At 49.5% G+C, this 19,246-nt stretch carries 15 protein-coding genes; 6 read left to right on the plus strand and 9 right to left on the minus strand.

Annotated features, from left to right (window positions below):
- The first annotated feature begins 34 nt into the window (after window positions 1-34).
- Together ACOJTG_RS18355 and ACOJTG_RS18360 are read left to right on the plus strand one after the other, a co-directional pair.
- Window positions 35-553 (plus strand): hypothetical protein, encoded by a 519-nt coding sequence (locus tag ACOJTG_RS18355; RefSeq protein ID WP_420155150.1) that lies wholly within the window; start codon window positions 35-37, stop codon window positions 551-553.
- A 40-nt stretch (window positions 554-593) separates the two neighbouring features.
- On the plus strand, window positions 594-1,178 hold the full coding sequence (locus tag ACOJTG_RS18360; protein WP_420155151.1) for a hypothetical protein: 585 nt from the start codon (window positions 594-596) through the stop codon (window positions 1,176-1,178).
- Between the two features lie 61 nt (window positions 1,179-1,239).
- Here the strand turns inward: ACOJTG_RS18360 and ACOJTG_RS18365 are convergent, their stop codons facing one another.
- From ACOJTG_RS18365 to ACOJTG_RS18385, 5 genes are all read right to left on the minus strand, one after another.
- Complete coding sequence (locus ACOJTG_RS18365) at window positions 1,240-2,022, minus strand: LytR/AlgR family response regulator transcription factor (protein ID WP_420155152.1); 783 nt, start codon at window positions 2,020-2,022, stop codon at window positions 1,240-1,242.
- Window positions 2,019-3,158, minus strand: a complete 1,140-nt coding sequence (locus tag ACOJTG_RS18370; RefSeq protein WP_420155153.1) for a sensor histidine kinase — start codon at window positions 3,156-3,158, stop codon at window positions 2,019-2,021. The genes ACOJTG_RS18365 and ACOJTG_RS18370 overlap by 4 nt, the downstream gene beginning before the upstream one ends.
- 13 nt (window positions 3,159-3,171) lie before the next feature.
- Window positions 3,172-4,572: an efflux transporter outer membrane subunit gene (locus tag ACOJTG_RS18375; RefSeq protein WP_420155154.1), complete on the minus strand. Its 1,401-nt coding sequence runs from the start codon at window positions 4,570-4,572 to the stop codon at window positions 3,172-3,174.
- Between the two features lie 117 nt (window positions 4,573-4,689).
- The gene (locus ACOJTG_RS18380) at window positions 4,690-7,830 is read right to left on the minus strand and encodes an efflux RND transporter permease subunit (protein ID WP_420155155.1); all 3,141 of its coding nucleotides are present in this window, start codon (window positions 7,828-7,830) and stop codon (window positions 4,690-4,692) included.
- Window positions 7,831-7,876: 46 nt separating this feature from the next.
- A complete protein-coding gene (locus tag ACOJTG_RS18385) occupies window positions 7,877-8,995 on the minus strand; it encodes an efflux RND transporter periplasmic adaptor subunit (protein ID WP_420155156.1) in 1,119 nt (372 codons plus the stop codon).
- Window positions 8,996-9,230: 235 nt separating this feature from the next.
- Here ACOJTG_RS18385 and ACOJTG_RS18390 point away from each other — a divergent pair, with 235 nt between their 5' ends.
- From ACOJTG_RS18390 to ACOJTG_RS18400, 3 genes are all read left to right on the plus strand, one after another.
- A complete protein-coding gene (locus ACOJTG_RS18390; RefSeq protein ID WP_420155157.1) occupies window positions 9,231-9,572 on the plus strand; it encodes a hypothetical protein in 342 nt (113 codons plus the stop codon).
- A gap of 790 nt (window positions 9,573-10,362) precedes the next feature.
- Window positions 10,363-11,796: an arylsulfatase gene (locus ACOJTG_RS18395; RefSeq protein ID WP_420155158.1), complete on the plus strand. Its 1,434-nt coding sequence runs from the start codon at window positions 10,363-10,365 to the stop codon at window positions 11,794-11,796.
- 226 nt (window positions 11,797-12,022) lie between these two features.
- Complete coding sequence (locus ACOJTG_RS18400; RefSeq protein WP_420155159.1) at window positions 12,023-14,836, plus strand: glycosyl hydrolase; 2,814 nt, start codon at window positions 12,023-12,025, stop codon at window positions 14,834-14,836.
- Window positions 14,837-14,999: 163 nt separating this feature from the next.
- On the opposite strand, the gene ACOJTG_RS18405 is transcribed toward ACOJTG_RS18400, so the two are convergent.
- From ACOJTG_RS18405 to ACOJTG_RS18420, 4 genes are all read right to left on the minus strand, one after another.
- Window positions 15,000-15,446, minus strand: coding sequence for a hypothetical protein (locus tag ACOJTG_RS18405; protein WP_420155160.1), 447 nt, complete (start codon window positions 15,444-15,446; stop codon window positions 15,000-15,002).
- A gap of 51 nt (window positions 15,447-15,497) precedes the next feature.
- Window positions 15,498-16,367, minus strand: coding sequence for a helix-turn-helix domain-containing protein (locus ACOJTG_RS18410; protein WP_420155161.1), 870 nt, complete (start codon window positions 16,365-16,367; stop codon window positions 15,498-15,500).
- An 8-nt stretch (window positions 16,368-16,375) separates the two neighbouring features.
- The gene (locus tag ACOJTG_RS18415; RefSeq protein WP_420155162.1) at window positions 16,376-17,065 is read right to left on the minus strand and encodes a siderophore-interacting protein; all 690 of its coding nucleotides are present in this window, start codon (window positions 17,063-17,065) and stop codon (window positions 16,376-16,378) included.
- 177 nt (window positions 17,066-17,242) lie between these two features.
- A complete protein-coding gene (locus ACOJTG_RS18420; protein ID WP_420155163.1) occupies window positions 17,243-17,410 on the minus strand; it encodes a hypothetical protein in 168 nt (55 codons plus the stop codon).
- Between the two features lie 278 nt (window positions 17,411-17,688).
- On the opposite strand from ACOJTG_RS18420, the gene ACOJTG_RS18425 reads away from it, so the two are divergent.
- On the plus strand, window positions 17,689-19,246 hold a 1,558-nt coding region (locus ACOJTG_RS18425), incomplete at its 3' end, for an ABC transporter permease (protein ID WP_420155164.1).

A 19,246-nucleotide genomic window follows, 5' to 3' on the forward strand; every position in this document is an offset into this window, starting at 1 on the left:
TTTCTACATTAATGTAGAAAGAACCTTCACCTCTATGAAATGGCTTTATACGAGCATAGTAATTTTGATATTTTCTTCCCTGTCTTACGCCCAGCGGACGTCCCGATTTGAATCCAGTTTGTTCGTTGAAAAGCTTACTTATTTCATCCATGGACGTACGGTTGATGCCGGTTCGGACTGGAAAGGATATTACCTGCCCGCACAAGCGAACGGATTTCGCCTGACTTCCGTAAACGGCTGGGTTTTTAAAGAAATCATTCATACGGGCTTGGGACTTAGTTACGCCCGAATCGCGGGAATCAAGGGTATGATGGCTTTTGCCGACCTGCGGGCAGACTTTTCTACTAAATGTTTCACACCGTATTTTTACCTGAATCCCGGCTATTCTCATTTCTGGAATCAGTACGAAGGGGGTACGGCTACCTTTCTATTTGAAACGGGTTTGGGTGCTAGTTATCGACTTAAAGGTAAAAGCCGTATACTCGCCTCCGTGGGCCTGTTAGGCATGCAACAGAAAGGTTACCTTACGGGTAAAATCGGGTGTACCTTTTAAAATTCATTCATTAATACGATTCAGTTCACCAACCCATCCAATGATTAAATCTACTTTTTACGTAGGGCTTCTTTTCTTCGTTACGGCTTTTACTGGGAAAGCGTATGCACAGGACCGTACCCAGAACGGACGTACCGGGGGACTTCCGTCCCGGGACGGATTTTGGTTATCCCTGGCCGGTGGAGGTGCCGTCGGGCAAACCAAATTTGCTAATCTAACGGGGGCCGTTGCTTACGAGTTTAAAAAAAAACCAACGCTCGTTACCCTCCGTTGTGCGTATAATCTGGGACTTTTCGAAGAGGAAAGCCTAACACCCCTAATTAAAGTGGGGGATGTAGGTTTACTCTACGGCTACAAAGTGGGGAAGTTTCGTTTTTCGGCGGGTGTAGGTGCGGTATGGGGTACTGATCGTGGGGCTTATAAATACTACGTTTCCGATCCATTACTCTACGGAAATAATGTGTACGAAAGCCTGGACTATACGACCATTGGCTTGCCTACCGAAATTCGATTTATTACGGGAGGAAAAGATTTAGCAATCGGTCTGACAGCTTTTGGCAATGTAAACGCCAAACGTTCTTTTTTCGGTTTAAACCTCGCCTTTTACCTGGGTGAACTCAAATAAATTAGACAGTTCTACTGTATGTCATGAAACCAAAAGTATCCATACGTTAACTTCAGTAATATCATTGATTCAGCCAATGCTTAAATGAAGGAGCTTTGTCCTTACTAATGATAATATCCAGCGGTTCGTACGTGCCGATTTGTACTTTCAGCTTGCCATTGAAGTAATTATGAATACTTCGAATACTGCCTACGTGAATAATGTACTGGCGATTGGCCCGGAAGAAATGCTGCGGATTTAAATCAATTTCCAGCTCTTCGAGCGTATGCGGAATCATTGTTTTGTCACCGCTTTTCGTGTGGGCGAAGGTGAGCTTGGCCTCCGAGAAAAAGAACTCAATATCCTCCACCAGTAACGTCGTGTAGCCGTCGCGGTAGGGTAGCAAAAACCGCTGTCGGGATGGTTTCATCTGCTTCTGATATAAGGCCAGAAACTCGGCATAAAGCGTAGCCGGGTCGGTGGTGGGTTGGGTAGGGTGCAGCTGATCGAACTTATCCAGGGCCTGGGCTAATTCATCGGCGTCAATGGGTTTTAGCAAATAATCAATGCTGGTAACCTTGAAGGCCATCATCAGGTACTCATCGTAGGCTGTCGTAAAAACAATAGGGCTACTGACGGGTACCTGCGAGAAAATGTCGAAACAAATGCCATCCGCCAGCCGAATATCCATAAAAATTAACGGAGGTTTCGGCTGCGTTTTCAGCCAGGCTACGCTTTCGCTAACGGTACCCAATACCGCCAGTACCTGATGATTTGGGCGGAGGCTTTGCAGCAGTCGAATCAGACGGTTCACATTGGCTTGTTCGTCTTCAATAATCAAACAGGACAAAAGGCTCGTATTCATTCGTACGTAGTGCTCAGGCTAAGACTGGATTGCGGGGCGTGGGGAAAATCAAATAAGGGGAGTTCTACCCAGAAGTGCTGACCATCGGCGTTTACCATTGGTACCTGACTGGAAAGAATGCGATACCGATTCTTGATGTTTTCCAGTCCTAAACCCGAAGAGGGCAGCGGCGTCGGAAAGGGCTGGATGTTGTTGGTCACGCACAGGCGATTGCCCACTTGTTTGATACGAATAGTTAAGGGTTCGGCTAGGGTTGCCCGGTTGTGCTTGATGGCATTTTCAATCAATAGCTGAATGGAAATGGGTGGAATCCACTTATGACCTAGTGTCGGATTGAGATCCAGTTCAATCAGCACCTGCTGCCCGTGCCGGATGCCAATCAGATATTGATACGCTTTGACGAAGGCAATCTCGTCCTTCAGGGGTACTAAATCCTGCTTCATGTTCTGAATCATGTAGCGGTACACCTTGGCCAGTTTATCCAGAAAAAGGGAAGCCTTAGATGGATTTTCCAGAATCAGTTCGGATAAGGTACTGAAGTTGTTAAAAAGGAAATGCGGATCGAGCTGAAGCTTGAGCGATTGTAACTCCGCCTGCAGGGCCATTTCTTTCAGTTCCAGCGTCTTTACTTTCAGCTCGGCCGCTTCTTCCAGCGTGGTTTTCCAGCGGTTTAACAGATAATAACCCGTATGATAGGTGCTCACCATCAGAGCTACAATCAGATTGACGACTAGAAACTGCCAGGCTTCCAGTACTTCTTTGGGCGTGGGCGTTTCCGGATAAATCCAGGCGTATACCTGATCCTCGATCAACAGAATGATCACACTAGCCAGTAGTGTACAGACGGTCTGAACCACAAACCGCAGGAGCGGTGAGCTGGACCAGGGGAACCAGCCTTCCAGTCCGTCGGCAATACCGATACTCACTTCAATCAGCAGCCAGCAAAACAGGAAGGTGATGGTCAGATCCGTCGCCCACTGTTTGCAGACGAGCGTACTCCCAATATTCCAGAGCGAACTTTCCGGATTAATGAGGTAGTACAGCACGTGAATAGCCAGCATGACTACGGGAGTCAGGGCGAGTCGAATGTACCGTTTGTAGGTACGACGATCCAGATGCAAAGGAGTGCCAGGCATACGCTTCTTGGAATTAACGCCAGCCACCGCCCAAAGCTCGGTAGAGCTCAATGGTAGCACTGGCTTTTTCGCGTTCTAGTTGGGTGACGGCCAGTCGGGACTGCAAGTAATTACTTTGGGCGGTAATAATTTCCAGATAATTCGCCATACCATTTTTAAACAGTAGCTCCGTTGAGCCAATGCCTTCTTCGAGGGCTTGTCGCCGGTTGGTGGCCGATGCAATCTGTTCTTCGAGTTTCTGGTTGGCTACCAGGGCATTCGATACTTCCATGTAACCCGTGAGTACGGCCTGTTGAAAGGTAATGGCTGCCCGTTCCTGATCAATACGAGCCTGCTCCACCTGGGTCCTCAGCTGGCGACGCTGGAAGATAGGCTGAGTAAGTCCTCCGGCAATATTCCAGAAAAACGATCCCGGCACACTCAGCCAGTTCGAAGCCTGGAAGGAAGTAAGACCACTCTGAGCGGTAATGAGTAAGCGAGGGTACAGGGCCGTTTGAGCAATACCCAGCCGGGCATTGGCCGAGCGAAGGGCGTATTCGGCCGCGTGAATATCGGGTCGGGCCGCCAGTAGCGACACCTCGTAACCACCTTTGGGGTTAATCGTAAATTCCGGACCGGTATGTACCTGACGTAGAATTCCTTTGGCGTACTGCCCGCAGAGCAGACTCAAGGCGTTTTCCTGTTGAATAATGCTTTGCTGGATTTGCGGAATCAGTTGCTTGGTGGCTTCCAGTTGAGCTTTAGCCTGCTGAATGGCCAGTTGGGTCGCTTCTCCGACGCGGTACTGGATGTTCGTAATGCGTACGGTAGAGTCACTCAACTCCTGACTATGGACGGCAATTTTGAGCTGTTCATCCAGCATCAATAAATTGTAAAACCCACTGGCTACATCAGCCACCAGCCGCGTTTGTACGCCACGTTTGATTGCTTCGTTTTGAAGCAAATCCGACAAGGCTTGTTCTTTTTGTCGTCTAACCCGTCCCCAGAGATCAATTTCCCAGTTCAGGCCCATATTCAGACTAAAGTCGCTGACATTTAGCGTACCAATAAAAGCTTCATTCCCTAAACCCGCGAAGCTGTTCCGGGCCGTTCGGTTGCGACTCACCTGCAATTGGGCGTTCAGATCGGGCAGGTAATTGAGTTTTACCTGCCTCAACGTAGTCTGAGCGTATTCAATGTTTTTAATGGCAATTCGCAAATCATTATTGGACGTCAGGGCTGTATCAATCAACGCCTGAAGCAGGGGATTGGCGAAAAAATCCCGGAGGTGAGGCAGCGTAGCCAGGCTGGAATCGGCGGGCTGATCGTTGCGAAACTGCCGGGGCGTCTGGGTATCGGGGCGTTTGAAATCCTTACTCACCCGGCAGGCGGTAAGCAGAACAAACACGAGTACTATGGAATAAAAGGCTTTCATGTGCTAATCAATCGATTAGATAAGGGAAATGTTGATGGAAGCAAACCCCGAACCCGCCTCACAGGCCAGCAAAAACGGGCCGGAGCTTACTACTCATCTATCGTTAACCTGGCTTTTCTACGCGTGTACAGGCTGGGGCCGGGAGCGTTTCCGGCTTATTTTTTCCTGTAAAGATTGGCAAAGGACAAACAGGAGTGGAATAATCAGCAGTCCCAGTAGGACTCCGGTGATCATTCCTCCCGCCGCACTGGTACTGATGGAACGGTTCCCTACGGCGGAGGACCCCGTCGCAAACATCAGCGGAATCAAACCGGCCACAAAGGCTAGCGAAGTCATCAAGATGGGGCGGAAACGTTGCCGGGCTCCTTCCACGGCTGCCTCCACAATACCCAGACCCGATTGTCGGGCTTTGAGGGCAAACTCAACGATCAGAATCGCATTTTTAGCCAGCAATCCAATCAACATGATCAGTCCAATCTGCACGTAAATGTTGTTGGTAATACCCGCCATGCCGATGGCCAGATACACGCCCAGCAAACCCGTCGGAATGGATAATATAACGGCCAGGGGCAGCAGATAGCTCTCGTACTGAGCCGCCAGCAGGAAGTAGGTGAACACCACACACATACCAAATATGAGTACCATCTGGCCCGCGGATTCTTTTTCTTCCCGGCTCAGCCCACTCCATTCGTAGCCGTAGCCCGCGGGTAATTTCGCCTGGAGAATACGCTCGGTGGCGTCCATGCTTTGGCTGTTGCTGTAACCTTCCTTCGCCAGAATATTGACGGTAATGCTGTTAAACAAGTTGTAGCGGTTGACCACGTCGGGGCCGTATACCTTGTTTAAGCGAACCAGCGTACCAATCGGGATCATCTGACCACTGGCATTTTTGACAAAGACCTGATTTAGGGATTCTTCATCCATCCGGAACTGGCCTTCGGCTTTGACGTTCACTCGGTAGAATTTTCCGAAGCGAACGAAATCACTCGACTGGGCACCGCCGTAGAAGAGTTGTAGCGTCGTCATGACCTCGCGGGGCGTAGTACCCAGCTGGTAGGCTTTATCCTCATCGACAATCACCTCAAACTGTGGGAAGTCACTGCGGAAGGTGGTGAACGCTGCCCCAATGGTTGGGTCCTGATTCAGGGCTCCAATGATTTGCTGAGCCTGGGTATTAAAGCTGCTTAGTTCACCGCCCGTCTTATCCTGTAGCACAAGTTCCGAGCCGTTTACGCTACCAAAACCTTCCACGGGAGGCGAGCGGAAAAGACTGAAATCTCCTTCCTTCACGTTGGCCAGCCGCTGGTTCATGGCTTCGATAATCTCGTTCATATCCTGAATTTCTCCACGATCCTTAATCGCTTTCAGGCGAATGAAGCCGACGGCGTAGGCGGGACCGGCACTGTTACTCAGCAGGTTAAAGCCGGATACGCTCGTCACGGATTCTACTTCCGGCATTTTCTTAACGGCCTGATCGATGCGGCGAATAGCGGCAGTCGTGAATTTCAGGTTGGTGCCCGGCGGTAAGGAAAGCGAATAGACAATGAAGCGATCGTCTTCGTTGGGTACGAAATCCTTGGGTGCCCGGCTCATCAGGAAAAAGGCCAGACCAGTAACTAGAGCCAAGGCGGCAATCCCCACCCATTTGCGGGCAATGAGAAACTGGATGCTGCGGATGTACTTGGACGTCAGGTTGTCGAAACCTGCGTTGAAGGCTGTCACAAAGCGTTGACTGAAATTCTGCTTGGGCGTCTGACCGTGCGTATTTTTCAGAAACAGGGCACACAGGGCCGGACTCAGCGTCAGGGCGTTAACGGCTGAAATCAGAATGGCACTCGCCAGCGTAAAGGCAAACTGCTTGTAGAAAATCCCCGCCGGACCGTTCATAAAGCCTACGGGAAGGAATACGGCCGCCATCACCATGGTAATCGATAAAATGGCTCCCGTAATTTCCTGCATGGCTGAAACCGTAGCCTGTTCGGGCTCCAGGTGTTCTTTTTCCATTTTGGCGTGAACGGCTTCTACCACGACAATGGCATCATCCACGACAATCCCAATGGCCAGTACCAGGGCAAAAAGCGTCAGTACGTTGATAGAAAAGCCGATGATCTGCAAAAAGAAAAAGGTACCCACAATGGCCACGGGCACGGCAATCGCCGGAATCAGCGTAGACCGCCAGTCCTGCAAAAACAGAAAGACGACGATAAATACGAGGATAAAGGCCTCCACCAGCGTTTGCTTCACCTGATCGATGGATTGATCGAGGCGTTCTTTCACGCTTTGAATGATGTCGTACTGCACGCCCTTGGGAAAGCGTTTACTACTTTCATCGAGGGTTTTACGAACGGCAATTTCAATTTCATTGGCATTGGAGCCGCTGACCTGCTGAATGGCCAGGGTAACGGCTGGCTTGCCGTCTTCTTTGTTATCGCTGTCGTAAAAAGCGGAACCGAACTCAATGCGGGCCACATCCCGAAGCCGGAGTAACGATCCGTCGGGTTTGGCTTTCAGAATGATGTGTTCAAACTCTTCGGGCTTGTTGAGTTTGCCCTTGTATTTGACAATGTATTGCAGGGGAGCCTTCGATTCTTCACCCAGTTTTCCCGGCGAAGCTTCCAGACTACTGTTGGCAATGGCGGTTTCAATATCCTGTGGAACGAGGTTGTTTACCGTCAGCTTTTGCGGGTTCAGCCAGATTCGCATCGAGTAGTCCTTACTCCCGAAAATCTGCACGTTTCCTACCCCTTTGATCCGCTTAAGTGCCGGTACCAGGTTAATTTTGGCGTAGTTCTGAAGAAAAAGCTCGTTAAACTTGGCCGAATCCTGACTCATCACGTTAAAGAACATGATGTTACTGTTCTGCTGTTTGATGGTCGTAATCCCCGCCCGAATTACTTCCGCGGGAATCTGACTGTTCACCTGAGCCACCCGGTTCTGTACGTTTACGGCCGCCTGATCGGGGTTCGTACCCTGATTAAAGATGACCTGAATGGAAAAGGAACCATCGCTACCCGCCGTAGACTTGATGTACTGCATGTTTTCCACGCCGTTGATGGATTCTTCCAGAGGCGTGATCACCGAACGCGTCACGCTTTCACTGTTTCCACCGGGGTAAAGACCGGATACGTAAATGGTAGGCGGGGCAATGTCGGGGAACTGCATGACCGGCAGCTGCGTCAGGGAAATAAGTCCCAGCAGCACCAGTACAATGGAGATGACCGTGGCCAGTACGGGCCTATGAATAATTTTTTGAAGCATATCGGGAAAGAATACGCCGGTAAGGGTACCGGCTGCACTACATCATTTACTGAACGGGCTGGACCTGTTCGCCTTCCGTGACCATTCCGGCGTCTTTGGCGATGATCCGGTCCCCAACCTTGACGCCTTTAACCAGCACATAGTTATCGCCGCTTTTTCCGTTGACCTCAATCGGTACCCGCTCGGCGTGGTTATCCTGGGTCAGACGGAAAACGTAGAGCTGGTCCTGAATGTCAGCGACGCCCTGTGTGGGAATCAGGATGACATTCTGCCGGGTTTCGGGCAGCACAATGCGACCCGTATTACCCGAACGCAGCAGATATCGGGGGTTGGAAAACGCCGCCCGAACGCTGATACTACCCGTGCCCGTGTCAAATTTTCCGTCCACCATCTGTACTTTGCCGGGCTGCTCGAAGGGCTTACCATCGGCGAGTACCAACTGTACGTTCGGCAACTTTTGGAGGGTTTCGCTGAGTGACTGCGTGGAACTGCGGCTAAGCTGGAGAAAGTCCTGCTCGGTCATCGAAAAGTAGGCGTAGACCTGACTGATGTCCGAAAGCGTCGTCATGGGTTCGGTATCGCTGCGTGAAGCCAGGTTACCCAGGCGTTTGGGAATCCGGCCAATGTAGCCGCTAACCGGAGCTTTGACCAGGGTAAAGCCCAGATTGATCTGAGCCGTAGCGACGGCGGCTTGCTGCAAAGCCACATTGGCCTTGGCCGTTTCATACGCGGCTTTGGCCGTTTTCAGCTGAAACTCGGAGGTGACCCGGTTCTGACTGAGTTCGGTGAATTTTTCAACCTCCAGCGTGGCTTTTTTCAATTCCGCCTGGGCGGCTCCCAAGTTGGCCTGAGCCGTATGCAGGGCTTCGCGGTAGGGAGCATCGGCAATTTTAAACAGCGGCTGACCCGCCCGCACAAACGCTCCTTCTTCGACGTAAATTTTCTCCAGATAGCCTTCCGCCTGCGGACGAATGTCGACGTTGACTTTGCCTTCAATGCGGGCGGGGTATTCTTTATGAAGGGTTACCGAACGTTCCTGGAGGGTTAGTACGTTGCGTCGTTGCGGGGCCGCGGCCTGCGTGGTTTGGTTTTCCGCGGAGGAATGGCAACCAGCTAAGGTTATGAGCGTACCCAACAGCACCACCAGCAGCGTATCGTTTTTCAAGAATGGGAAGTGTTTCACTTTGATTGCATTTTTAATGCAGCAAATATAGATAGGCCGCAAAGGTAGGATTCCTTTTTGTTACCCAGTCTGTCAAACGGCCTACTCAGTCGGAAAGAACGCTGACTCATTCGTCTAGTTTGAAGAAGGATTCAGGCAGTACAAAAATATTTACTTCCGCTTTGCCAACTATAGGTTGTATGGACGTGTCTGAGCTAAGTAACAAACCAATTTTCCTATGAAACGACTGCTCTCAGTACCCGTAGCATTAGTAGCGATGTATGCACTGGTGTGGATCTTCAGTGCCTGCCAAAAAGATGAGCCAGAAGCGGTCTGTAAGAATACCTACGAAAGTGTGGATGCCCTACTAAGCGACGCCCAAGGGAAATGGGCTCTGGTCTCTTATCAATCGGGTTGGACTAACCAAACTACTTTAATCGAAGACGATATTCAGATAAAACTGGCTCAGGATCAGTCTATGGTCGTTTTTAAGAACGATTCAACGGTACAAACGCTTCAATTTACGATCACTAAAACCAACGGTGTATTTGAGTACGCTCAAAAAAAAGCAATCCGATGATAGAAGGGTATTGTTTTTAAGTAATGGGGAAATTTCACTTTGTGGAGATAATCAACTTAGGTTAGATAACCGAATGGTGGACGGACCTTTGTACGTTTTTAAGAAAGTTGATTAATGAAGGATATAACTAACTGTTGTGTAGATAAGGGAGAGTTAAATCCAGTATTGAACCAATGAATAGGCGGTACGTAAGGTTTATGGTTATAAGGTAAAAATACGGGCTAAGCGTATTCTTACTAGCAAACAAGGCTGCTTTTGTAACTTTTTCCGGACGCAAAGTAATCAGGCATGTATTCAACTTTACCGGAAAACCTGATGAAATCGTATCGTTTCTTTTCCACTCTGTTGGAATGCATCCTCTTTCTTTTTTGAGTATTAGTACCTCTGCTCAGTCTACCGCCGCTATAGGTACCAAATCCTAAAGCAGTCGTTTTGCTTTCAACCGACATTCCTTCTCCGATGTACACTAAGCGTTTCTAACGGAGGATTTTTTGTTGCTTTTTCTAAAGTAGATATTGAGTTTAGATCATATAATGTATTGATAACCATTAATAAGTTATTGTCTGAACGTGGCTTGTTCGCCATTGAATGTTAAAAAAGTTGCCTCAGTCTTTTTATCTGCTTTTATTTGCCTATCAATTTAGTAGATTAATAGGTTTTGTTGGGTCTTTCTGCCCGTTTGAATCAATGAACGGTTGTCACGAGCTTTCAGCGTGCTTTCTACGGCTTGAGTAAGGGAGTACCCCACCGTTTTAGCGTCTTTTTCAGACCTGTTTCAAAACTCTTTGTCATGCGATTTGCCTTCAGCTATACGGTTATACTTATACTGTCCTTTGCTTCGATGGTTCGGGCTCAAAAAGCTCCCCGGCCCAACATCGTCTTTATTATTGCGGACGATCTGGGCTACGGCGACGTAGGATTTAACGGGCAGAAGAAGATCAAAACGCCCAACCTTGATCGACTGGCAGCGGGAGGCATGCGGTTTACGCAGTTTTACGCCGGTACCTCCGTCTGTGCTCCCTCGCGGTCTTCCCTCATTTCGGGCCATCACACGGGGCATACGTACATCCGGGGCAACAAGGGCGTATTGCCCGAGGGGCAGGAACCCATCGCCGACTCGGTCGTAACCGTGGCTGAAGTATTGCAACAGGCGGGGTATAAAACTGGGGCGTTTGGTAAATGGGGTCTGGGACCCACGGGCTCCGTTGGCGACCCGAATCGTCAGGGCTTTGATGCCTTCTACGGCTATAACTGTCAAACGCTGGCCCATCGATACTATCCCAACCATCTCTGGGAAAATGACCGGAAGATTGTTTTGGAAGCCAATGAGAACCTTCGCCAAACGAAGCAGTACGCTCCTGATCTGATTCAGGCCAAAGCACTGGACTTTGTCGAGGCTCAGTCCAACGACCAACCCTTTTTCCTGTTCTTGCCCTACATTCTGCCCCACGCCGAATTGCTGGTTCCCGACGACAGTCTGTTCCAGTACTATAAAGGCAAGTTTCCCGAAAAATCCTACGTGGGCAATGCTTACGGAAACGATGCGACCCGCGGCGGATACACTTCGCAGCCCTACCCACACGCTACCTTTGCGGCCATGGTGGCCCGGCTGGATTGGTACGTGGGGCAGATCGTAGCTAAACTGAAGGAAAAAGGGTTGGATAAGAATACCCTCATCATTTTTACCAGTGATAACGGACCCCACATCGAAGGCGGAGCCGATCCGGATTTTTTCGATAGCAACGGACCTTTCAGGGGGTACAAGCGAGATCTGTACGAAGGAGGCATTCGGGAACCGTTTGTGGCCTACTGGCCCGGTACGATCAAAGCGGGTTCGTCGAGTGCCTACCTCGGAGCCTTCTGGGATTTATTACCCACGTTCGGTGAACTGGCGGGTACAAATGCTCCCCAAGGCATTGATGGGCTTTCGTTTGCGGCGACGTTAACGGGGCGTGGCAAGCAGCCTCAGCATAGTTACCTGTACTGGGAGTTTCACGAACAAAATGGCAAGCAAGCCGTTCGCCAGGGCAACTGGAAAGCCATACGGTTAAACGCGGGGACTCAGCCGAATGGTCCGGTTGAACTTTACGATTTATCGAAAGATCCCGGCGAAACTACTAATCTGGCCCTGAAACATCCTGATAAAGCCAAAGAACTGGCTCAGTTAATGCACCAGTCGCACGTTCCCTCGGCTTTATTTCCTTTCGGAACGGCCGAGAAGTAAGGTATCGTTATACGAAGTGCATACCCACTAGTTAAAACAAATCCCTGCCCAAACGCTTCGGTAAATCCCAGGAAAAATTTGTTGGATCTTAAAACGTATAGAGAGGAAAGTTAGTATCATTTTTGGTATAAGGGTCTGTTGTCTGTAGGGGTACAGTCCCGTAAAAACAGATCACTCTAGTAACGTACCCGCATGCCCGAATTCCGGTACCACGAAGAAACTGCCTATGAAAAAAACGACACTATCTGCCTGCATACTGACCTGCTTCCTGAGTGTCGCTGGATCCAGTCAGGCTCAGGTGAACTGGCCGGAGATTACCTCTCAGCATAAACCCTGGTCCCGCTGGTGGTGGGAGGGCAGTGCCGTCAAGAATCAGGAACTTCGCAAAGCTCTGGAAACTTACCAGAAAGCCGGGTTGGGCGGACTCGAAATTGTGCCGATTTACGGGGTGAAGGGCTACGAAAAAGATTTTCTGCCCTATTTAAGTCCGCAATGGATGGGAGCTTTAACGTATACCCTCCAGGAAGCCAAACGCCTGAATCTGGGGATTGATATGTCGCAGGGCTCGGGCTGGCCCTTTGGTGGGCCTTGGGTTAGCGAGAAAGATGCTGCCAAAACCGTGTATCACCAAACCTACGAACTCAAAGAAGGACAACGCCTGTCGGAAAAAGTGCTTTACTCCGTACCCGGATTCGTTCGAACGGCGAATCCGACGAAACTGGACTTGTCGCAGGTAAAAGCCCCTTTATCCGCTAATACCAATTTGCAGGAGCTGGCTTTGGATCAGATTCAGTACCCCACTCAGCTCAAAGCCCAGCGGCTGGTGGCACGCAATCAGCGGGGTACCACGCTGGATCTGACCCGTAAAATCGATGCCAGTGGTACCCTCAACTGGCAGGCACCCGCCGGAAACTGGAAACTGTTAGCCCTCTTTGAAGGTATGCACGGAAAGATGGTCGAACGGGCAGCCCCCGGTGGGGAAGGTTACGCCATCGATCACTTCTCGAAGGCCGCGACGGATCGGTACCTGAGTCACTTCGATCAGGCATTCAAGGGCTATACGCTGAACGGCTTACGAGCGATGTTCAATGATTCCTACGAGGTGGACGATGCCCGGGGTCAATCCAACTGGACGCCGGAATTCTTTGCCGAATTCAGGAAACGGCGGGGCTATGCCCTGGAAGAACACCTCTTCGATTTATTGGAGAAGGGCGAAAACCAACTCGGCGTTTTATACGATTACCGACTGACCATCAGTGAATTATTGCAGGAAAATTATACGGCGGCCTGGCGAAAATGGGCGAATCAGCGAGGTTATCCCATTCGCAATCAGTCCCACGGCTCACCCGCCAACATTCTGGATTTATACGCCACCTCCGATATTCCCGAGACAGAAGGCCGTGATATTTTTCGTTTTAAATTCGCTTCCTCGGCTGCTCATGTAACGGGCAAAACGCTGGTTTCCTGCGAGGCGGCTACCTGGCTCAATGAGCACTTTGTCTCCACGCTGGGTGATGTCAAGCGGGCAACCGACCTGTATTTTCTGGGTGGAGTGAATCACCTGTTTTACCACGGCATTGAATATTCGCCGAGTACCGACCCCTGGCCGGGCTGGTTGTTTTACGCGGCCGTCCATTTTCAGCCGACCAATCCCTTCTGGCACCATTTCCCAACGCTGAACCAGTACATTGCCCGGTCACAGTCCTTTCTTCAGCAGGGTCGGGCGAATAACGATGTCCTGCTGTATTATCCGCTAGCCGATAAATACAACGAGCCCGGTCGCGAGTTGCTGCAACACTTTGATGGCATGGAGAAGGGTTTCAAGGGTACCGTTTTTGAAGCCAGTGCCGAAGAAATGCAGGCGAAAGGTTACGCTTTCGACTATATCTCGGATAAACAAATCCTGACGTTACAAACCCAGCAAAATCAACTGCTTAGTAAAGGAGGCCGCTACCAGACGCTCGTCTTACCCGCCGTTCGTTACCTGCCCCTGGCTACGCAGAAAGCCCTGCTGCAACTCGTACACAACGGAGCCACGGTCATCTTTTATAAAAACCGGCCCGAGCGGGTGCCGGGCCTGTCCCAGCACGAAAGCCAGCAAAAGGCATTTGACGAAGGCTTCGCGGCTTTACAATGGTCGAAATCGGAGACTGGTCAGCAAGCCGTCTGGGGTAAAGGGCGGGTGTTACTGGGTAATGATTTGAGCAAGTTACTCGAGCAGGCTCGGGTACGGCGGGAAGCCATGGTAGCCGAGGGTATTCAGTTTAGCCGCCGGATAATTGGGCCAAAGACCTTGTACTTTATCCTGAATACGAATAAAAAGGCTTGGGAAGGCTGGTTGCCGCTTTCGACCAAGGCCGCCTCGGTTGCTTTGTACGATGCGTATACGGGCGATAAGGGACTCGCCCGCCTGCAAAACGGAAACGTTTGGGTTCAACTGGCCGCTGGAGCCTCGTTGATCCTGGAAACGGCACCTACCCAACGGACGGGAACACCCTTTCCCTATTACAAAACAGCCGGAGCGAAAATAGCTCTGCAGGGTCCCTGGAAGGTACACTTTATGGAAGGCGGCCCAAACTTACCCGCAGAGTTAGAACTAACTACATTAAAACCCTGGACGGAGATCAACCAACCTGAATTACAGGAGTTTTCGGGACTGGCTCGTTACCAAACTACGTTTACTAAACCCGAAGGCCCGGCCAAACGCTGGCTGTTGCAGTTGGGCAAACTTTATGGCAGTGCCGAAGTGCTGGTAAACGGAACATCAGTGGGTACCTTATTGGAAGATGAGCAGCAGGTGGTGCTGGATGAACGCTGGTTAAAAGCCAGTAATACGCTGGAAATCAAAGTGGCCAATGGCATGGCTAACCGAATTATTAGTCTGGACAGACAGGGTGGGACGTACAAGAAGTTTTATAACACCAACTTTCCGGCCCGGCTCAAAGAAAACGTGGGCAAAGACGGCCTGTTTACGGCCAAAGACTGGAAGCCTCTGCCCTCCGGACTGGAAGGGGAAATTACGATTCAGCCCATTGAATAAATCATGCTCAGGGAAGATTCATTGACTCGGGTAGAAGCTTTATTCCGAGGCAAAAAGAGTAGCCTGAATGAGTAGGAAGGAGTTGGATCGTCCGCCAGTACTTCCAAGCTACTCTTTTAAACTTGAGTCCGATCAGGCAGATCGTACTACAACAGTCAGGTATTTAAGCAAAAAGGACAAGCGTTTTACACCAGGCAAAAAATTGGAAAAGGGCGGTTTGGTTTAATTCCGGGTACGTGAAGATTTTATGAATCCGGGATACATCAGACCGCAGATTCGAGAAAATACCGTTGTGCGAAAAGAGAAAAACCAGTTTTTGCTGGCTAAAAATCTGCTGAATCGATAAAGAGCCTTCGGTACGGGAAGCAGGCGTGTGGTTGCCTTCAGAGAGGTCCGGGGTAAGAAATGGGTATGCTAAGCTTACATTAGCTAACGCGGGCTGAACGATGACCACAGCATCCGAAAGTTCTAACCCCGGTGTTCCTGTGTCGGACCGGTCGGCATCCAAGCTTTGTAGATAAATTTCATTACCCTTATTCCACAGATAATCCGCTACTTCAAACGTTAGCGAATCTTCCGCCTGGATGTCTCCGATGATTAGAAATTTCATAGCTAAGTGGGTTTGGTACTACTGTAAAGGTGGTATCTAATACTGAAAGGCTTAAACGGAAACGTGTATTTTCCGGAAATCCGTGGGGGACTTGCCAACGACCTTACTGAACAAACGGGTGAAGTATTTTCCATCTTCGTAACCCAGGCCATAGGCAATTTCCTTGACGCTTTGCGTCGTGTAGAAAAGCTGTCGTTGGGCCTCCTGAATCACCTCCTGCTGAATAAAATACGTCGAAGGAAAGCCCGTAACTGATTTTACCGTATCGTTTAGATAACTCACCGTAATGTTGAGCATCGCGGCGTAATCGGCGGGTCTTTTCAGGTTCAGGAAATGTTCTTTTACCAGTTGCTGAAATCTTTTTGACAGGTCAACGCTTCGCAGGGTATGCTGCTGAATGCGTTGCTCTTCCTGGGTCTGAAAGAGATGAGCGGCCTGGTAAAAAAAGGCATTCAATAAATGTTGCAAAAGCTGAGCCTGAAAACGTTCGGGTTGCTCCGCGTGTACTCGCGTATGGATAAGTTTAAACAGATGAATGAACCAATCCAGACTGAACGCATCCAGACGCATGAGTACGATTCGGGAAAAAGCCTGATCGATCACGGTGCGGGCTTTGGGTTCAATCAGGGCCGCATCGCAGGCCAGCATCCAGCCGTGAGCCTGCTGGGCATAACCCAGCTGGTGGACTTGGCCAGGACAGGAGATTAATAAGCTCGACGTACCGACTTCCATTTCCTGAAAATCAATGCTAAAATTGACCGCTCCCCGTTCCAGCAAAAAGCAGCAGTAGTGATCATGGCGGTGAGGAAGCATGCTTCGATCCTGGGCAAGTACCTCGATTTCATCAAAGGAGAACGACTCAATCTCAACACCCGAAAGGCTTTCAATGAGCGAGTAAAGGGCTATGGTTTCCTGGGTCATGGCTGTAGTCAGGACCAAAATCCGTGTGCGTAAATTTTGGCTTGCACGTCCGGCATGGCTTTTAGTTTTTTTCGCAGGCTTTGTACCAGCGGAATATTTCCGGCAATATAAATGCTGGTGTACGCTTGTAACGACTGCGTTTGAAGCCATTGTTCCAGCTCCGCCTGTCCGTTGCCGCTAGTTTTTACTCTAAACTCGAATTCGGGGTACTGCCAGGAGGCCGGAAACGCGTAGTCATCCGTGAGCAGGACGCAGCCTTGCATGGGATAATTTTCACGGTTTGTGAGTTGCCGCAAGCTCAAAAAGTGGCCCAAGGCACTGGCGTCTCCCAGACAAAGGATTTTTCCCGGCTTTTCGGGCAGAGGAGCCGCATGAGCGAGGCTCAGCAAAATGGTATCACCTGCTTTGAGTTGCCGGGCCCAGCGACTGCCAGCCCCCGCATGCCCAGTTTCGATGTAGAAGGTACATTGTCGGGTGTCAACGTCCCATTCGGCGGGTGTATAATCGCGGTACGTAAGTGTTTCAACCTGACACTTGAAACGTTTGATACTCTCCCACTTTTCCATGGCAACGGTTGGAGTATGAATGACAATTTCATGCAAGGTGGATGGTTGCCAGGCCCGGACGCTAACCACCTGAGCCGGAGTAAGCATTTTTTCCATTAAACCCGACGCTGCTTTTTTAAGAAGATTGGCCATAGTCGCTTTTTTGCTGGCAAAACTACTGATGCCTCAACCGTCTTTTGTTTAACAAAGAACGGGCATAGGTGGACAAATGGCGGTAAATGAGAGCAGGGGTGAGCTACAACCCAGGCCTACGGAACCTTCAACCGAGGATCTGCTGTCGGATGCTACTACTTTTAGTACGAGCTTGTGTTATAGCACGTGATCGAAGGGGGTTTGATCACCTGGGTAGGAAAGCCATTCAATAAAACGATCCAAATTGGTGTGAAAGGGCAGAAAGATCGTGGTACACGAATTACTATTGGTTCTGATGATGGTACTTAGTTGCTCGCGTACCTGATCCTGGTCCGTAGTGTTCATGGTTACGCAGAGCGGAATGGTACGGGCGACAACTAAAATTATAAATGTTCAAAAGTGAACAGGAATTGTACGTTTTTGAACATCTTATTTATTTTATTTATTGGTTATCAGTAGATTATGTCTGACTGTGCGAGTAGGCATAGTTTTAAACGTATTCTTTATAAAGGTGCCTCATTCATGCGAAGTCTTCAGGTATTACGCTTCAGCATGTAGAGGCAACTCGTTTCATCGGTTCGATTGAAAAGCGTCCTCTTGCGAAGTTTTAGACTACGACCTCTATGTTGGTTAACCATTTTAAAATTGCCAAACGAACCCTAAGCCGAAATAGGGTCTTTTCAATCATTAACGTGATTGGTCTGACTTTGGGGATGGCTAGTAGTCTGCTCATCTACTTATGGGTACAAGATGAATGCAGCATCGGCAAGCACTATAAAAACGCTTCTCATTTGTACCGTGTTTACGAGCGTCATGATCGTAATGGTGAAATCAGTGCCGCTGCCGGAACTCCTGCATTACTCCCTGCTGAGCTTAAGCAACAATTTCCCGAGGTCGTATACGCAGCGGGCTTGACCTGGGAGGAGCCACACTTGGTACAGGTTGACGAAAAAACGGTGCGTTTACTGGGTAGATCAGCCGGCGAGGACTGGTTTCGCATGTATGATACCCCACTGCTAGTCGGCAATCCAGCTACGGCTCTTCAGTCTCCCAATAGTATTGCCATTTCTCAAGCAATGGCTCAAGCCTTATTCGGAGGGGTTACTCAAGCGTTGGGTAAAAGGGTACAACTTGATCAGCAAAGGGATTATCAGGTCTCCGCAGTATTTGAAAAGGGTCGTGATGCCGCAGAGGACACGTATGATTTTTTAGTAAGCTGGTCTGATTTTATGAATCATACGGCTTGGGCAAAAGAATGGGGAACGAGTAGCCCTCAGACGCGTATTCTACTCAAGCCTGGAACGAATCAGGCCGCTTTTGAGACAAAGATTAAATCGTTTTTGAAGGGTAAACACCCAGGAATCGGACCGGGTTTTAATACGGAATTATTTTTGCAGCCGGAATCAAAGGCGTATCTGTATTCAGATCTGTCCAGTGGTTATGCCAAGGGAGGCCGAATCCAGTACGTACGATTATTCAGTGTAGTGGCCCTCTTTCTCCTGCTGATTGCCTGCATTAATTTTATGAATTTAGCTACGGCTCGGTCCATAAAACGAGCGAAAGAAGTAGGGGTAAGGAAGGTAATGGGGGCCAGTCAAAGCGAGCTAATAGGACAATTTCTGAGCGAAGCTCTGGTATTGGCGTTACCAGCCTTGGTACTAGCTCTTGAACTTGCTTCTCTGGTTTTGCCGGCCTTTAATACGTTGACCGGAAAACAAATAGAGTTACCATTAACCAGCCCGACTTTCTGGATGGTATTAATTGGCCTTTGGGCATTCGTAGGCTTGGTCTCAGGAAGTTACCCTGCCCTCTATTTATCTTCCTTGCAACCAAGCCGAGTACTCAAAAGTGCCTTCCGTTTGACGGGAGGAGGTCTCACGTTTCGGCAGGGTTTAGTCATTTTTCAATTCACCCTATCCATTCTTTTGATGATTGGTACCGTGGTCGTGTATCGGCAGCTTGATTATATGCAGACCAAGAATCTGGGTTATGAGAAAGACAATTTGATTTATGTAAGGGCGGAAGGAGCGGTAGCCTCCAAGTACGAAACCTTTAAGCAGGAGCTTTTGCGTCAGCCTGCTATTTTGAGTGTTACGCGAGTCAATGATCGCTTATCTGATTTCGGTAATAGCACCAACAGCGTTCATTGGAAGGGTAAAGCGGCTGATCAAAACACGGACT

The organism is Siphonobacter sp. (genome assembly GCF_048595215.1).
In the GTDB taxonomy this organism is placed as follows: domain Bacteria; phylum Bacteroidota; class Bacteroidia; order Cytophagales; family Spirosomataceae; genus Siphonobacter.